The organism is Bacillus sp. FSL K6-0069 (genome assembly GCF_038007785.1).
Taxonomy (GTDB): domain Bacteria; phylum Bacillota; class Bacilli; order Bacillales; family Bacillaceae_G; genus Bacillus_A; species Bacillus_A mobilis.
In genome coordinates, this window is sequence record NZ_JBBOXN010000001.1 from 2,309,285 (window position 1) to 2,326,743 (window position 17,459).

A 17,459-nucleotide genomic window follows, 5' to 3' on the forward strand; every position below is an offset into this window, starting at 1 on the left:
GCCAACAATTTATAGATTTTTATAAGAATTTTAAACCAGGAAACAAGCAAGATGAAAACATTATTTAAAATAATAGGTATAATAGCTGGTATGGCGGTAATCGGAGTAGGTGTAACATATGGTATGCTGTATTATCTGAATAATAGTAAACCAGCTGCTAAAAAGGCATCACCAGCTGCTCCAGCGGCAGAGGTACTAGCTGATAGTAATGTAAAAGCTGAAGATGCAAAGCTTTTAGAAAATGGCAATCATTCATTACCAAATAGCGGCTTTAATAAAAATTTCAAGTGGACAGATGAGAACATACAGACAGCTTTACATGAAATGGCACATCAAAAAACGAAAGCTGATCAAAAGTGGGGTTATATTTTTATCACACAAGAACGTATTGAAAGTTTACTTGATATTGTAAAGAGTAATGATCGAGTACAAGGAAATACATATGCAGACATTTTAGAGAGATGGAAACAAGGGAAATATGAAAAGATGGACGCGGATCACAATAAGATTTGGAAATTACAAAGCGGGAATTTAGGCGAAGGGAAAGGAGTACTGTCAGAAGCGGAACAAAAAGAATTAATCAATCAATTGTTTATGCAAAAAGGTACGTATTCAGGCAGTAAATTAATTGCAGGCGGGGGACAGAATAATAAATAAGATAACATTGGAAGAGAGTAAGTGCTTATTAGGCAGTTACTCTTTTTTGTGTGCACTTTTTAGTTTTTCTCTAGTAAGGAAAGAAACGATTGTAAAACGGGTGAAATCCATCTGGATTTATGATAGATTACATGGCTTTGAATAACTGCTGGCGTTTCGATAGGCTGAAAACAGAGTTGCTCTTTTTGACAACTTTCTTGTACAACGATGTAAGGAAGAATTGAAATTCCTAACTCACACATGACAGATTGTTTAATGACTTCAACGTTGGAAGTTTCAAATGTTTTAGCTGGAATATTCCCGCTTTGACGTAAAAAACGATCTACCATTGGTCTATAGCCACAGCTTTGCTCTGTAAAGATAAACTGGGTATCCTTTAATAAACAAAATGGATTAGAGTGCGTAGAGTAGTGGGGAGGTAAAATCCATCCAAATGATTCATTACAAAAAGTACGCGTAATAAAATCATTATGCTCCATACTTTCTCCAATTATGAAAATAACATCTGTTTCTCCTTCACGTAGCTTATTCATTGCATGTTCGTTTGTAGTTGTTTCCAGTACGATATTTACTTTCGGATTTTCCTGTTTGTAAGCACGTAATAATTGTGGTAATCGGTACACTGCTAATGATTCGTTAGATGTAATACTAAGTGTTCCCTTTAAATGATCACTATTTTGAGGGATTTCTTGTGCTTTTTCATAAATAGCTAGTAATTCTAGGGCATAAGGGTGAAATTGATGACCTGCTTTTGTAAGAAGAACTTTTTTCCCTAATCGATCAAAAAGAGGGAGATGTAAATCGTTCTCTAATGCTTTCATATGCGCTGTTATAGTGGATTGCGCATACCCTAATGCTTGAGCAGCTTTAGAAAAACTGCCATACTTAACAATCGCACAAAATGTTTTAACATGTCTCATTTCCATAAACAATCCCTCTTTTATTATCATGATTTGTGAATGATTATATCACGTATTTCAATTTTCCAAATGGTTAAATACTTTATAAAATAAAATTGTAGAAATATTCATTCAAGTGGTATTGGAGGAGAAAAGATGATTGAAAAGGGCTATCATGTAGCTGTTGTGGGTGCTACAGGTGCAGTTGGGCAGAAAATTATTGAACTGTTAGAGAAAGAAACTAAATTTAATATAGTTGAAGTTACATTGCTTTCGTCAAAACGATCCGCTGGTAAGGTAGTGCAGTTTCAAGGACGAGAGATAATGATACAAGAGGCAAAAACAACTAGTTTTGAAGGGGTAGATATTGCCTTTTTTAGCGCTGGAGGAGAAGTCTCTAAACGATTTGTTAATCATGCAGTGTCTAGTGGTGCAATCGTAATTGACAACACGAGTGAATACCGAATGGCTCACGATGTACCGCTCGTTGTTCCAGAAGTAAATGCGCACACTTTAAAGGAACATAACGGTATCATTGCAGTTCCGAATTGTTCAGCATTACAGATGGTGACGGCACTTCAGCCAATTCGAGAAGCATTCGGATTGGAACGAATTATCGTTTCAACATATCAAGCTGTATCAGGATCAGGAATTCATGCGATTCATGAATTGAAAGAACAGGCTAAGTCAATGCTTGCAGGTGAAGAAGTGGAAAGTGCTATACTGCCCGTGAAAAAAGATAAAATACATTATCCAATTGCGTTTAATGTACTGCCACAAGTAGATATATTCACAGATAATGATTTCACATTTGAAGAAGTAAAAATGGTTCAAGAGACGAAGAAAATTTTAGAAGATCCCAATTTAAAAATGGCAGCTACTTGTGTGCGTGTTCCAGTTGTTTCAGGGCATTCAGAATCGGTTTATATTGAACTTGAAAAAGAAGCAACTGTCGCAGAAATAAGAGCAGTGTTGCGGGGTGCATCAGGTGTTATATTACAAGATAATCCTAGTGAACAGTTGTATCCAATGCCATTATATGCAGAAGGGAAAATAGATACATTTGTTGGGAGAATTAGAAAAGATCCAGATACACCAAAAGGTTTCCATCTTTGGATCGTTGCCGATAATTTATTAAAAGGTGCCGCTTGGAATTCAGTTCAAATTGCAGAAACGTTGGTGGAAGAGGGGATAATATAGTATAGGTAAATTAGGAAACTGTTAATGATTACAGTTTCCTAATTTTTATTTTATAATTGTTTTCTTTATTCCAGCCAAATTTGATTTGAAAGACAGTAAAAAACATCAAGAATGATTAAAATCCATTTGGTATGATATGGATATAATCAATGAGAGGGGGAAATATGATGTATGAAGTAAAGGGGTACTTTTCATCATTAAAAGGAAGTCATTATGATATTGGAAGGAAACAAGGAGAGTTTGTGAAAAGTCATCCGTATCTCATTCCACAATTTATACAACAAGAACATTTAGTATCAGAAAACTATTGGACGGAATCTAGAAATATATTAAATCAATATTGTCCTGGAATTAATGAAGAAATTGAAGGTTTTTGTGAAGTATTGAAAATTCCTTCTAAACATATGATGTATTATTATCAAACATTATTAAAAGCAGGATGTAGTCATTGTGTCGTATTACCTAAAAAGACAGATTCAAAGCACACATATGTATTAAGAAACTATGATTTGTCGCCAAAAATAGATGATATGCGTTTTTGCTCAACACATGTTGAAGGCGCATATGCTCATAGTGGATTTTCTACTTTTTATTTTGGTCGAACAGAAGGTGTTAATGAACATGGGTTAGCTGTTACATTTTCAGCATGTGGTCAACCAGTAGGGAATATTGAAGGCTTACGAAAGCCGGTGTTAAATGGTTTACAATGTTTTGCGGTAATTCGAGTATTATTGGAGAAATGTAAAAGTGTGCAGGAGGCGAAATTACTAATAGATGAAATGCCAATTGCAAGTAATGTCAATCTAATTGTAGCGGATCCTCTAGACGCAGCGCGTATTGAAATATTTGACGGATATAAATCAATAACCACAATTGAGGAGGAAAGTCATGATTTTATCGTATCAACAAACCATGCGATTAGTGTGCCTATTCAAAAATTGAATAATAGAAGATTAGAACAATCTACAAACAGATATCACACATTGTATGATCATTTAAACCGAAATGAACAAGTGAGTATGGAATCTTTAAAAGGTTTAGTAGAAAAAGAGTATCCTACTGGGCTGACAGTACATAATTATGAAGAATGGTTTGGAACTTTGCATTCTGTCTTATTTGATTTACATAATCGTACAATGAATATTTGCTTCGGATCTCCAATTTTAAACGACTGGTACTCATTGAAAGTTGGAGATAGTCTACCTTTTTCTAAGGTGAATGTGAAATTTGAAAATAAAACATATGCTGATTTTTGGAGAGAAGAGCATAATAAATTGATTCCAAAAGAATAAATGAGATAAAATGGTAATAGCAAGATGTATATACGGGAGGGATTGCCATTGCTAAAAGTTATGTTACCGATTGTTCTTATCTTATTTATTGCCGTTTCAATGTATATTACTTATGAAAAAAGAAAAAAAGCAGGGGTAAAAGGATTGAAGAGTGCGTTAACTTTAATTTGTTTCTTTACACTAGCAATCTTAAATTTGCTTGCATATTGGTTTAACTTTGGCGGTATTTTTATTTGGTTAATTTCAATTGTTTTATTACTAGTGGGGGCATATTTTACGAAATATATTCCAATATCTAAAAAGGTACATTGAAATTTATTTGAGTTTAAAAGTTATATTGTATTTTGTTTTGAAAAGAGATTATTCTACTAGAGCGTTGTGAAACGGTTTTATAGGATAATCTCTTTTGTTCGTTTAGCTTTGTAAAGAACGTACTGTACTTTTTAGTTGCTCAATAAATTCTCGAGTTGCAGCACACATATATTTATCTTTTCTATAAATAAGCCCTATTTCTATAGTTGGAGTAGGATTTTCTATTTTAATAGCTTGAATGTTTTTATTTTGTAAAAAGTCTATATACGGTTTTGGTAATACGGTAATTCCCATTCCTTTTGAAACCATTTGGATTAAAGATTCCATCGTACTAATTTCTAAAATTGGTTTTGGTTTAAAGTTAAATTTTTGACAATGAGATGTAATTAGTTCGGTTAAAAAGAAATTTTTAGGTAAAAGAATTAAAGGATAGCTCTGTAATTCGGCAATAGATACATGATTACATGCAGCTAATTTATGACCGGTTGGTACGACTAATGTAAGTTCGCTTTTGTATAGCGGGATAGAAATAATTTCTTTATCTTGCACCGGGAGAAATGTAATGCCAATATCTAGTTCGTTTTGTAATAATTTTTCGCGAATATCTCCTGTACGAAGCCCTAATACAGAAAGCTCTATATTTGGATATAAATGATTAAAATTAAAAATAGCTGGTGGTAGTAAGTAATTTACGACGGTTAACAAAGATCCTATTGTTAAGGAACCTTGCTGTAATCCGTTTAAGTCTTGAATGGCGGAACGAGCTTGTTCAACTTCATGAAAAATGGTTTTACTATGTAATAATAAAATCCTTCCTGCGTCAGTTAAAGATATCTTTTTACCAATGCGATCGAAAAGCGGCATTCCTATTTCATGTTCTAATGCACGTATTTGCTGACTTAGAGAAGGCTGTGAAATATTTAATTTCTCAGCTGCTTTTGTGAAATGTAATTCTTTTGAAACAGCTAAAAAGTATTCAAGTTGTCGTAATTCGATTGGGATCACCTCAAGTTTAATGATAGGTTATACCTATCATTATTATATAAATAATAGGATTGAACAATAATTTTTCGGGTTTTATAATCATCTTTATATAACAGAGATAGTGCGAATATAAATTGAGTGAGAAAATTCATGTAACACCTTTAAAGGAGGAAATAGAATGGCTAATGAATATCAATTATTATCTTTAAATATAGGGTTACCAAAAGAAGTTACATACGGAGGAAAGGTAATTCATACAGGTATAAATAAGAAACAAGTAAAGGAAGCGGTGTTTTTATCTTTTGTAAAATTTAATGGGGATGGACAGGCGGATTTAGTTCATCATGGCGGAGTAGATAAAGCGGTGTGCGTATATTCCGGAGAACATTATGGATATTGGGAAAAAGAGTTGAATCAAGACCTTGTGTATGGAGCATTCGGAGAAAATATAACAATTAGTGATATGCGTGAAGAGGATGTTTGTATTGGTGATACATTTCAAATTGGAGAAGCAATTGTACAAGTAACACAGCCAAGGCAACCTTGTTTTAAATTAGCTAAGAAATACAATATTCCAAAGTTGCCACTGTATTTTCAAGAAACAGGATATACAGGATTTTATTTTCGCGTATTAAAAGAAGGATGGGTATCACCTGTTGATACGTTAAAGTTACTGAAGTCTGATCCGAAAGGTGTAACAGTGGCATTTGCTAATCGTATCATGCATAAGGAAAAACAAAATATAGAAGGATTAAAAAGGATTTTAGATGTTCATGCACTTTCTACAAGTTGGAGACGAACATTTGAAAAGCGAATGAAGGGAGAAGAAATTAACACGCAGGAGAGACTAGAAGGAAAAAAATAATAAAAAAATATTTTTTATAAATGGTGCATTTCTATTAGTAAAAACGACTTAGAAAGCACTATTTTTATATAATAAACTTATTAATATTCAAAAATCCTAATATTGTTTTATTCGACTTATTTTCGAATAGTCAAAACATAAAATTAATTAGACTTTTTTTTTATATTTTATGATAGTATATTGATTGGTAAGACCTATTACTTTAAGAGCAGGTTCTACAACTATATCTAATTTGATGGAATTAACGTATGGAGGGACAACATGGGGAATGTTGAAAAATTTGAAAAACTTCTTTTAGAAGAACCGAAAAGAGAGCAGTTATTTCCTTTATTTGAAGAAGTGTTTGGGATTACAATTCAAACATTGAATGATTTTTCGGAGAGAGGTTATTGGGATGATACATACAAAGCTTTATCATTTTTACATGACGATAAAGCGATTGCGAATGTTGCTTCATTTTCGTTACCATTGCTAGTAAATGGTGAAAGAATAAATGCAGCGGGAATTCAATCGGTAATGACACATCCTAATTTTCGTAGAGAAGGACTCATGACACTATTAATGAGTAAAATGATAGAAGAAATCGATAAGAAATGTGAATGTACTTTATTGTTTACGGAAAAACCTGAACTATATGCATCATTTGGGTTTAAAGTTGTGCAGGAGTATTTGATGACTATTACATATGATAAAAAGAAGAATAATGATTCCTTACTTAGAAAGTTAGATTATTATATGGAAGAGGATAGAAAGTTAATACATGAAACTATTGATAGTAGTCAAAGACTTTCAAATAATTTTTCAACATTAAACTTCCATCCTTCGTTTTATTTGAATATGTATGACTCAGAATGGAATGAGAAATTGTATTATTCAGAGAAACTAGATGCTCTAATTGTGTATGAAGTAGATAATGAAAAGTTGAAATTATATGGAGTGTTTGCACCAGTAATTCCAGTTTTAGATGAAATTTGCGAGGGAATTTCTGAAAGATTTACAGAAATCGAATTTTATTTCTCTCCAGATCAATTAGGGATTGAGGATGTACAGTTTACAGAATTACAGTCTAGTAAGTATTTAATGGTGCGAAGTAATAAAGAGTTAGATTTTAAAGGTTATAAATTCCCAGTATTAACAGAGTTCTAATTGTTTATATAAATATTTTTGATGGGGAGTATATAAGTATAAATACTATTTAAATAGGTTTATATATGTGAAGTCCACCTGAAAAAATGAATTTGAGAATGAATTTTGCAGTGTAACTCATATAGATAAAAACCGTATTCTTTCAATTTAAGAATACGGTTTTTCTAATTGCGTAATATAAAGCACATTTATTGACCGAAAAGTCATTAATGCGTATCATTTAATAATGTTAAATATTAATTTACATAATATAATAGGAATAAGAAAGAAATTACAAACTACATCGCTTAAATAAGGAGGGATATGAATTATTCAGTGGTAATTTCATGGGAAAAGGAGATTATGTATGAAATCATTTCGTAAGTTATTACAGTATTTAAAACCATACATGTTCTTCGCTATAATTGGACCGCTATTTATGGTACTTGAGGTTGCGATGGACTTAATTCAACCGACTATTATGCAACATATTATTGATGTTGGGATAGCAAATCGGGATTTGAATTATGTAATAAAAATGGGGCTTCTAATGATAGGAGCAGCAGCACTCGGTTTAGTTGGAGGACTTGGGTGTATGATGTATTCTACAAAAGCAGCTGTTAATTTCGCTACTGACATACGAAAAGATGTGTTTGCGAAAATAGAAACATTTTCTAGCGAAAATCGTGATTCGTTCGGAACTGGAAAGTTATTAACGATTGTGACAAATGATATTACTTCTATTCAAACAGCGATGACGATGACATTACGTGTTCTTGTTCGTGGTCCTTTGTTATTTATCGGAAGTATAATAATTGTTTTTGTAACAGCACGCGAGTTATTTCCTATATTACTTGTAGTTGTTCCAATTTTATTACTTGCGATTATATTCATTGCAAGTAAAGCGAGTGGGACGTTCAAAAAAGTGCAAGAAGCATTAGATAAAGTGAATACAAAGTTACAAGAAAATTTATCTGGAGTACGTGTTATTAAAGCGTATGTAAGACAAAAATATGAAATCACTCAGTTTGGCAAAGTGAATACAGATTTAACGAAGATAAATATTCGAGCGGTGCAGCTTATTTCTATAATGATGCCAATCATTATGTTAGTGGTAAGCGGCGGGATTGTCGCAACATTATGGATTGGTGGAGAAAAAGTATTTGATGGAACGCTTCAAGTAGGAGCTATTTTAGCGTTTATAAACTATTTGAATATTATTTTAATGTCACTTATGTCTATAAGTATGGTATTTATGCAAATCGCGCGAGCATTTCCATCTGCGGATCGTGTACAGCAAGTTTTAAATACTGAGGTTGATATTACGACCGAAACAAATGCAGTTGCACCTAAGCAAGTCGAGGGACAAATTGACTTTAAAAATGTTAGTTATAGTTACACGAAAAATAATGAATATGTTTTAAAAGATATTTCATTTAACATATGTAAAGGTGAAAAAGTAGGAATTATCGGTTCTACAGGAAGTGGTAAAACTACTTTAGCAAAACTATTACCGCGTTTATACGATGTTGATCAAGGTGAAATATGCATTGATGGAATCAATGTTAGATCATACGATTTACAAAAACTTCGTGCTTCAATCGGGTTTGTACCTCAAAAGGCATTGTTGTTTTCAGGTAGCATAGAAGAGAACTTACGTTATGGTAAAGAAGATGCAACGAATGACGAACTGGAAGTAGCAGCTGCATCAGCTTGTGCGACTGAGTTTATTAACAAGCTGGAAGATTCATATCAACATCATTTAACACAAGGTGCGACGAATTTATCAGGTGGACAAAAACAACGTGTATCCATTGCAAGGGCACTTGTGAGAAAGCCATCCATTCTTATATTAGATGATTCTACATCAGCAGTTGATGCGAAATCAGAATCTAACATTCAATCGGCGTTAAGAACAGAATATAAAGGAACAACAACATTATTAATCGCATCTAAAATCTCATCTATAATAGATGCTGATAAAATTCTCGTTTTAGATAACGGTGAATTAGTTGGCGATGGTACACATGAAGAACTGTTAGAACAATGTGATGTATATCAAGAAATTTATCTTTCCCAAGGTGGTAATTTACATAAAAAAGGTGGGGAAGAACATGCGTAATTTTCAAGGGCAATTTGCTAATAAAGGTGGGCGTAACGCGCCTAAGATGGGTAAAGCTAAAAATACGAAAGGAACTGTAATGAGAGTATGGAACTATATGGGGTACCAAAAGGCTGCTCTTACGTTCGTTATATTTTTAGTATTTGTTACGACTTTACTTGGATTATTAGGTCCGTATTTAATGGGAGTAATTATAGATCAATATATTGTACCGAAAGATTTAAGCGGTACGGCGAGAATGTGTTTGTTACTTATTGCAATTTACGGTGTAACAGTATTGTTAACATGGTTACAAACATTTGTCATGGTTAACGTTGCATTAAAAACGATACAAAAAATACGACAAGATATTTTCGTGAAAATCCAAACACTTTCTTTACGGTTTTTTGATGTACGTTCGCAAGGGGATTTAATGAGTCGTGTGACAAATGATATAGATAATTTGAATCAAGCGTTGACACAAAGTGTGGTGCAAATTATTTCATCGGCATTAACATTTATAGGTGTGACGATTGCGATGTTCGCATTAGATTGGATATTAGCGATTGTTACTTTAATTACAGTTCCTATTATGTTTTTCGTTACAAAAAAACTGGTTGCTTATAGTGGTAAAAACTTTGCAAAGCGTCAAAAAGATTTAGGAGAATTAAATGGTTTTATCGAGGAAGCTATAACAGGAGCGGATGTTACAACGTTATACGGGAAAGAAAAAGAAACTGTACAAAATTTCAATAAAATTAATGAACAACTAAGAATCTCAGCTACGAAGGCAGATACATTTTCAGCTTTTATTTTTCCAAGTATGAACTTTATTAATAACTTAGGTATGGGACTTGTAATTGGAACTGGATCAATTATGGTTTTAAATGGAATGACAACAGTAGGTGTCATTGCGGCTTTTATTAATTATTCCCGTCAATTCTCAAGACCACTCAGTCAATTCGCAACTTTAATGAACACGATTCAAGCAGCAGTTGCTGGTGGAGAACGTGTCTTTGAAATTATGGATGAAGTACCGGAAATTCAAAATAAAAAAGATGCGTTCGTTGTACAAAATTTACAAGGGCATGTTGCACTTGAGAATGTTTCATTTGGGTATGAGGAAAATAAAACGATTTTAAAAGAAGTAAGTCTAAAGGCGCGGCCAGGGGAGACAATTGCTTTGGTTGGTCCCACTGGATCGGGTAAAACAACAATTATTAATTTGTTAACACGCTTTTATGATATACAGCAAGGGAAAATTCATATCGATGGAAAAAGTATAAAAGATTATGATATGAATTCGTTGCGAAGTAAAATAGGGGTAGTTTTACAAGACACGTATTTATTTGCTGGGACGATTATGGATAATATCCGTTATGGTCGACTAGATGCAAGTGACGAAGAGGTAATCAATGCAGCTAAGGCAGCATCTGCACATTCTTTTATAAAGCATTTACCGAATCAATATGAAACAAAAATCGCTTCAGAAGGATCGAATTTAAGTCAAGGTCAAAAACAACTTCTTGCGATTGCGAGAGCAATTTTAGCGGATGCAGATATATTAATTCTCGATGAAGCAACTTCAAATATTGATACGAGAACAGAATTACAAATTCAAGAAGGACTAAATAATTTAATGAAAGGTCGAACTAGTTTTGTAATCGCTCATCGACTGAAAACGATTGAAAAAGCAGATCAAATCCTTGTTATAAAAGATGGAAGTATTTTTGAAAGAGGGAATCACGAATCTCTTATGGAAGATAGAGGGTTTTACTTTGATCTGTATACGAGTCAGTTTAAAATCTAATAAAAACGTTAATATGGTGCGGTTTCTCCAGGAAGGAGAGACCGCATTTTAATATTTGTAAACATTATTATCCAAATAGTTGTTCACTAAATATTTTAACTGCGTATTTTTTGCATCCAAGGTAAAACATGCGTAAGGTTATAAAAACATTTTTTTGACCCAAATGTCAACTTGTAATTTTTGGATATACAAATTGTTCCCAAAAGTGTTGCATGAGTATGACATAAACTATGAAATTGAATTTTAAAAATTCGGAGTTAATTAAATAAGCCTTAAAAATATCATGAAGTCCATTAAGACAACCCCATGTAGCTTTTTTGATGCTAACAACTAAATCACAGTCAGTAATACGCTTGACCTACTATTGCTTTATCAGTGTGTCTTATAATTTTTATATTATTATAATGCTTCAATTGTTTTTTCATCAATTGAGGCTAATCGTTTGGAAATTGAAGTTTTTGTATTTAATAGTGAAATAATTGAACTTTGATTATACAACGGCAGTGGAACAAATAGAACGCATGGAGACAACCTTAATGAGTGTTTTATGTTATATTTATACGTTTTAATGATTTAATAAATAATACAATTTGAATTTCATTAAAAAAAGACACTGTTTCCAGTGCCACAACTTACTACGAGAGTTTTATGAGGAGACTTAAATAGATGAATTTAAGTTTCTCTATAATATATGAAACTACAATTAGAAAATCACTTATTTTTTAAAGGAGTTAATGGGTAATTGTACGTGCTAAAATCTTTATTAAAAATATCCTGTACTAATTGGATAGTTTCATGATCATAAAAACTATCGTATGTTGGGAGGCGTGGGAATAAAGGGTCGGTAATATCAGCATCTGCAAAATCACCCCTAAAAATCGCCCTGTCCTTCTGATGATGCCATGATTTAGTTAGTATGTGTAAAGGAGAAGTTTTTAATTGATATGTTTGTTCTAAGCGCACAATTTCAGTAGAGAAATTTTCAAGGTAGATATATTTTGTGACAAACTCCTCTTCAGCTGGTTCATATTGCTGCATTAAATGTGGATCTACTTGTTCTAAATCTATCATTTGCGCTTTTAAATAGTAGAGAAAGATTTTAAATGAAATAGGCTTATTACAAAATTCATTACCATAATAAAAATGCCGAATAGGATTCCATGCTGGGTTTTCTATGTGAGGGGGGGCAATTAGTGAAAAGAATGAACTTACAGCTCTTGTATAAGGGTTTCTCACTAATTTATAGGAATCTTTTTCATTTGTATATAAAGCCGCAGCTAGTTCAATAAAGTAGTCGGAGGAGTCTTTGTATATTTCATTTTCATAATTATGGATGAAGGAATCGTATTTTATGGCTTGTTTAAATAAATTTATTTGATAAAAAAACCAATGTGCAAGTGAAGTACAGCCACTTTTCTGACTCCAAAATAAAATCAAAGGGAAGTTAGAGTTAAAGTGCGGAACACGTCCGTATTTAATAATATTTGCAAAAGACATAGTTAGCCTCCATTCAGTTATGTCAATTATTTTTAATTTATGAATAAACAACTCGGTATATGAATAAAAGAAGGGAAGTAGAATAGATAATTTAAAACAATATAACTTTGGAATGAAAGCGTTATTTTATAGGGGTGTGAAAAGAGCAATTTTGAAAAGTGATCCTGAATCATTATTTTAGCGTAGGACGGAAAATAGTAATGCTGCTATGAATGGTGTGAAATCAAATAAGATATGTGTGATAGAACTGGCCCATAATGAATTAGCTTTAAATGCAACCCAGTTAAGTGGCAATCTAGCTAAACCAATAACAAAGAAAATTTGAACGAGGTTACCGTTATATGTAGAATAATGTGCCAAACCAAAAAAGAATGCGCCAATAATTGTAACAATAATCATTGATCGTTTCTCATTTACTCTATGTTTTTTCAAAAAGTAAATCGCTAGTATAGATGGAATTAAAACGAAACATTCTTCACCGATTAAACTAAATATAATATCTATAGCGTTATAGATGAATTGTGCAGGTGTGTTGTCTACGAAAATATTAGTCGCTCCGTTAGCAGCAACCGGAAAGTCAAAACCATATGTGATTACTACTGCAACAAGTGAGCTTTGGACTGCATTCCATATATAAGCAATTAAAATAAATTTAATTGCTCCTTTTTGGAGGGGACTAAACGCTGACTTAATTCCGTATGTACCATAGTTTAAATATAGGGCAATGACACCAGCAAGGGCTATAAATGTAAAACTGAATGGTAGACTAGCATAAACCAAACCTACGTAAGCAATAAGAATTAAAAAGATACCAATCATTACAGTTAAAGTGCTAATAGGTCTTCTGTCGTAAAGACTGTTCATTGAGTTTTCCTCCTGCTCTGTTAATCAAATTCCAAAAATATGAAATTTAACTTTTATTATATGACGGAGGTAACAAATTTAAAACAATATATGAATAATGTGAATTTATTCATGAAAATAAAACTCAACAAAATAAACCTTTTTTCATAAACAAGAAGGCGGTTGTTTCCGCAACCACCTTTTTATAAAACAAAGCACTTTTTCAGAAATAAAGTATGAATGATTTCTGAAAAGGTTATAGGATTTAATCCTATTTTCATAACTCCAGTGACTAGCTTAATTTTTAAGAAAGGAATGACTATATTATATGAAAGCTTGTCTAACAGGGTTACAAATAAAAAAACAGCTAGCAAAAGCTAACTGCTCTCGAAATGGGATGAAGTAAAAGTTCAGCAGAGCAGATCGAACGGAGGGGAGCCGTATCGTATGAATCAATCAATTGTCATTTTTTTGAAGACATCGATAAAAAAAGATACGATGACTTGTGGTGAAAGAGCTGAAAAACTACAAAGCATTGTGCGTCCGTATGAAGAATCAAGAAGAACAGGAAGGGCAGGGAAATCAGTGGAAAGAGAGTATTTATAAGCTAGTACGTTTATACTTTGAAAAACTAGTTAAGCAAGGAGAAATAAAGGAAGTAAAAAGAAGCAGAAGAAAAAGATATAGAAATAGATGATTCGGTAAAAAGTAACCATTTGGGTGCTTTTTCTTTTACACAAAACAAATGGAATCAATGAACGAAAAAACAGCGATGTATGAGATTAGTATACTAGTCAGTTTTAAATTTAATATAGTGCGGTTTCTCTAGGAAGGAGAAACCGCATTTTTATATTTATAAAGGTAATTAGAAATATAGAGTTGGATTTTTTAAGATACATGAATTGTTAGCAAAAAATAGCAACTTCAGTGCCAGATGGAAGAAGTAATTTACGTGGTATTGTAATAATCTCAAGAGCCATCTGAGCTGAATAGAGAAGTATTGGAGTTAACTCTAAAGCTTGAGTTAATAATAATATAAAGCTTGTTAGGATTGCAAAGCTCCCCCAAAAGAAACTTTTTGACATGTTACGGAAATCTTTTATTAAGGAAAAGAAAGAAAAAAATGCTGTAACAAAGAGAATCAAAAATTTATATTTATCAGCCATTAAACCCCTCCTAAAGAACAGTAGCTTATATTATAACGTATTTTTCTGTATTATAATAAAAAGATTTTGAAATTAACAGTTTAAATGCGTAAAAACCGCAACTTAAAAATATGAGTTGTGGTTTTTATTTATGAGTCCTTTGTTTTAGAAAATAAATAATCTAGATTTTAAAAACTAGATTAGTGCCCTAATTATTGTTTGCTGGAGATGTACTGGATATTTGACCGGACAATAAGACGAGCTTTGAATATAGTAATAAAAAAGGGATGTGGAACAATGGCTAGATATAGTTTACATGGAGGTCACAATAGTATTGTACAAGGTGCGAATTATGGGAATCGGAAAGAACACATTTTGGATCGCCAAGTGAAGGATGCAGTTGTTGCTAAATTAAGAGCATTGGGGCATACAGTTTATGATGATACCGATGAAGTAGGGACAACGCAAGCACAAAATTTAAATAACATTGTATCAAAAACAAACTCACATGATGTAGATTTAGTAGTTTCATTTCACTTAAACTCATATGATACGAAAGCTAATGGTGTTGAAGTTTTGTACTATGACCAACAAGCTTTATCAGCTAAGGTAGCGGCACAACTTTCAAAAGATATTGGTTGGTCAAATCGTGGTGCGAAGGAACGAAAAGACCTTTATGTGTTATCGAATACGAAAGCACCTGCAATCTTAATTGAACTTGGATTTATCGATAATGAAGCAGATATGGCAAAATGGGATCCAGATAAGATTGCTAATTCAATTGTATATGCATTAACTGGGCAATCTGGTGGGACAACTCCACCCACAAAACAAAATATCATTCAATCAGGAGCTTTTTCACCGTATGAAACACCTGATGTTATGGGGGCGCTAACGTCCTTAAAAATGACAGCTAACTTTATCTTACAATCGGATGGTCTAACATATTTTATTTCTGAACCAACTTCAGACACTCAACTTAAAGGAATGACGGATTACCTTGATCGTAAAGGTTGGTGGTACGAAGTTAAGTAAAGGTATTAGTTTAATAGAACAGCATATTTTTAAAAAAATATGCTGTAAAAAGAGGATTACTTATTATGAGTAATCCTCTTTTTATAATATTATTTCGTATAAATATAATTAGATAAAGGAGACTCCAGCCTTAAAACTTAATAAGTGCTATATGTTAGTGGGAGGTTCATTAAGATATCAGCTATATTTGTAAAACATACTTTTAAAAAGAAAAGAAGTTGAATTTAATTAATTACAATTGAAATAGCACTGAAAACTAATAAAACGGCCATAATGATGTTAAATGATTTCGTATGTTTTAATAAAAGTTTTTGGAACATGGAACCAAATAAGCTCCAACTAAATGTACTCATTAACCCAACTATACCTAGAAATAATGAGAAAAGTAGAAAACTTGAATATGAATTATAGTACGGGAGAATAAAAGTTGACACTACAGTCAGCCCAAATAGTATCCCTTTAGGATTAACAAATTGAAGAAAAATCCCGACTGTAAATAAGTTTTTATTATGTTTTTCATCTGGATCTGCACTAGTTTTACTAGTGAGTATTTTAAAGGCTAAATATAGCATATATATTACACCTAAAATTTTTAAAGGGAATTCGATTATAGGTAGGATATTAATTAGTACAATATTAAAGAAGCTACATAAGGAAGTGAGGATGAAAAATCCGAAAGCTACCCCAAAGCAAAATTGCATACTCCGTTTCAAACCATGTTGATTGGCATATGTCATAGCTAAAAAATTGTTAGGTCCGGGTGTGAAGCTACTTATAAAAACAAATAATAAAAAAGAAAATATAGGCATTTCAAAACCCCCTAATTATTTTGTGTGTTATAATGACCGAAAAGAACAATATAACGTGTGCTTTTTATTATACATAACGGTCGTTATATTGTATATGGTGTAGGGGTGTTTCCTATGGAAGAAATTCAACTTATTTTAGCAAAAAATTTAAAAACAATACGTGAAAAAGAGAAAATGAGTTTAGAAAAGGTCTCTCAATTAACAGGTGTGAGTAAAACGATGATTGGACAAATTGAACGAGGAGAGTCAAGCCCAACATTAACAACGATATGGAAAATCGCTAATGGTTTGAAAGTGTCTTTTACTTCATTAATCAATAATCCGCAACCGGATACAAAAATTGTGTTACGAAATGATGTTCAAGTATTATCAGAAGACAGTGGGAAATATAAAGTGTATCCTTCTTTTCCTTTTCAAGATGATAGGAACTTTGAAATCTATACCGTTGAAATTGAAACAGAAGGAAAATTAAGTTCAGAAGGTCATAAAGAAGGGACAGAAGAATTTATAACGGTGTTTGAAGGGGAATTGACAATTGAAATAAATGATTGTCAATATACATTAAAGAGTGGAGATGCAATTCGCTTTAAGGCGGATAAAACGCACTCGTATTATAATTCTGGACGAACGCTAACTCGATTAAGTATGACCATTTATTATCCAGCTACATAAACTTGTAATTACATCAAGGATATAAAGCAATGTGTGTTGATAAACCATCTATAAGAGATGGTTTTATTTTATTAATTCATAAAAAAGGACACTCGTTTGAGTGTCAACATAGTATTGCTCTCGCGTATAGGATTGGAGTATGTTTCTCAAGTACGCTTTGAGATGGTTCGCATTTGAGAAAATGCTTCTTGTTCAATGTAACATCCGCAGGGA

17 protein-coding genes are annotated in these 17,459 nt (G+C 32.5%); 11 read left to right on the top strand and 6 right to left on the bottom strand.

Features of this window, described 5'->3' with window-relative positions; translation table 11 throughout:
- Positions 1-51: 51 nt before the first annotated feature.
- The gene (locus MHB74_RS11805) at positions 52-657 is read left to right on the top strand and encodes a PRK06770 family protein (RefSeq protein WP_061679261.1); all 606 of its coding nucleotides are present in this window, start codon (positions 52-54) and stop codon (positions 655-657) included.
- 59 nt (positions 658-716) lie between these two features.
- Here MHB74_RS11805 and MHB74_RS11810 read toward each other — a convergent pair whose 3' ends face one another.
- Positions 717-1,607 (bottom strand): LysR family transcriptional regulator, encoded by an 891-nt coding sequence (locus tag MHB74_RS11810; protein ID WP_073518291.1) that lies wholly within the window; start codon positions 1,605-1,607, stop codon positions 717-719.
- 105 nt (positions 1,608-1,712) lie between these two features.
- On the opposite strand from MHB74_RS11810, the gene MHB74_RS11815 reads away from it, so the two are divergent.
- The 3 genes from MHB74_RS11815 to MHB74_RS11825 all read left to right on the top strand — a co-directional run bounded on the left by MHB74_RS11815 (position 1,713) and on the right by MHB74_RS11825 (position 4,360).
- Positions 1,713-2,756, top strand: a complete 1,044-nt coding sequence (locus tag MHB74_RS11815; RefSeq protein ID WP_061679259.1) for an aspartate-semialdehyde dehydrogenase — start codon at positions 1,713-1,715, stop codon at positions 2,754-2,756.
- Between the two features lie 167 nt (positions 2,757-2,923).
- Entirely contained in the window at positions 2,924-4,048 is a 1,125-nt protein-coding gene (locus MHB74_RS11820; protein WP_061679258.1) for a C45 family autoproteolytic acyltransferase/hydolase, read from the top strand.
- Positions 4,049-4,096: 48 nt separating this feature from the next.
- Positions 4,097-4,360, top strand: coding sequence for a hypothetical protein (locus MHB74_RS11825; protein WP_061679257.1), 264 nt, complete (start codon positions 4,097-4,099; stop codon positions 4,358-4,360).
- Between the two features lie 102 nt (positions 4,361-4,462).
- Here the strand turns inward: MHB74_RS11825 and MHB74_RS11830 are convergent, their stop codons facing one another.
- On the bottom strand, positions 4,463-5,365 hold the full coding sequence (locus MHB74_RS11830) for a LysR family transcriptional regulator (protein WP_061679256.1): 903 nt from the start codon (positions 5,363-5,365) through the stop codon (positions 4,463-4,465).
- A gap of 157 nt (positions 5,366-5,522) precedes the next feature.
- Between MHB74_RS11830 and MHB74_RS11835 the strand changes: the two genes are divergently transcribed.
- From MHB74_RS11835 to MHB74_RS11850, 4 genes are all read left to right on the top strand, one after another.
- Entirely contained in the window at positions 5,523-6,209 is a 687-nt protein-coding gene (locus MHB74_RS11835) for an MOSC domain-containing protein (RefSeq protein WP_061679255.1), read from the top strand.
- A gap of 261 nt (positions 6,210-6,470) precedes the next feature.
- Positions 6,471-7,355, top strand: coding sequence for a GNAT family N-acetyltransferase (locus MHB74_RS11840; RefSeq protein WP_061679254.1), 885 nt, complete (start codon positions 6,471-6,473; stop codon positions 7,353-7,355).
- Positions 7,356-7,701: 346 nt separating this feature from the next.
- Positions 7,702-9,456: an ABC transporter ATP-binding protein gene (locus MHB74_RS11845; protein WP_061679253.1), complete on the top strand. Its 1,755-nt coding sequence runs from the start codon at positions 7,702-7,704 to the stop codon at positions 9,454-9,456.
- Positions 9,449-11,245 carry an ABC transporter ATP-binding protein gene (locus MHB74_RS11850; RefSeq protein WP_061679252.1) on the top strand — a complete coding sequence of 599 codons (1,797 nt, stop codon included), beginning with the start codon at positions 9,449-9,451 and terminating at the stop codon, positions 11,243-11,245. The genes MHB74_RS11845 and MHB74_RS11850 overlap by 8 nt, the downstream gene beginning before the upstream one ends.
- Before the next feature lie 711 nt (positions 11,246-11,956).
- Here the strand turns inward: MHB74_RS11850 and MHB74_RS11855 are convergent.
- Both MHB74_RS11855 and MHB74_RS11860 read right to left on the bottom strand, forming a co-directional pair.
- Positions 11,957-12,742 (bottom strand): sulfotransferase family 2 domain-containing protein, encoded by a 786-nt coding sequence (locus tag MHB74_RS11855; protein WP_061679251.1) that lies wholly within the window; start codon positions 12,740-12,742, stop codon positions 11,957-11,959.
- Between the two features lie 177 nt (positions 12,743-12,919).
- The gene (locus MHB74_RS11860) at positions 12,920-13,606 is read right to left on the bottom strand and encodes a CPBP family glutamic-type intramembrane protease (protein ID WP_061679250.1); all 687 of its coding nucleotides are present in this window, start codon (positions 13,604-13,606) and stop codon (positions 12,920-12,922) included.
- A 426-nt stretch (positions 13,607-14,032) separates the two neighbouring features.
- Between MHB74_RS11860 and MHB74_RS11865 the strand changes: the two genes are divergently transcribed.
- Positions 14,033-14,191 (top strand): hypothetical protein, encoded by a 159-nt coding sequence (locus MHB74_RS11865; RefSeq protein ID WP_168216101.1) that lies wholly within the window; start codon positions 14,033-14,035, stop codon positions 14,189-14,191.
- A gap of 299 nt (positions 14,192-14,490) precedes the next feature.
- Here the strand turns inward: MHB74_RS11865 and MHB74_RS11870 are convergent, their stop codons facing one another.
- Positions 14,491-14,751 carry a hypothetical protein gene (locus MHB74_RS11870; protein ID WP_061679249.1) on the bottom strand — a complete coding sequence of 87 codons (261 nt, stop codon included), beginning with the start codon at positions 14,749-14,751 and terminating at the stop codon, positions 14,491-14,493.
- Positions 14,752-15,027: 276 nt separating this feature from the next.
- Here MHB74_RS11870 and MHB74_RS11875 point away from each other — a divergent pair, with 276 nt between their 5' ends.
- The gene (locus MHB74_RS11875; protein WP_061679248.1) at positions 15,028-15,765 is read left to right on the top strand and encodes an N-acetylmuramoyl-L-alanine amidase; all 738 of its coding nucleotides are present in this window, start codon (positions 15,028-15,030) and stop codon (positions 15,763-15,765) included.
- Positions 15,766-15,989: 224 nt separating this feature from the next.
- Here the strand turns inward: MHB74_RS11875 and MHB74_RS11880 are convergent, their stop codons facing one another.
- A complete protein-coding gene (locus MHB74_RS11880; protein ID WP_061679247.1) occupies positions 15,990-16,574 on the bottom strand; it encodes a LysE family transporter in 585 nt (194 codons plus the stop codon).
- 57 nt (positions 16,575-16,631) lie between these two features.
- Between MHB74_RS11880 and MHB74_RS11885 the strand changes: the two genes are divergently transcribed.
- Entirely contained in the window at positions 16,632-17,246 is a 615-nt protein-coding gene (locus MHB74_RS11885) for a helix-turn-helix domain-containing protein (RefSeq protein WP_098374835.1), read from the top strand.
- Positions 17,247-17,459 lie beyond the last annotated feature (213 nt).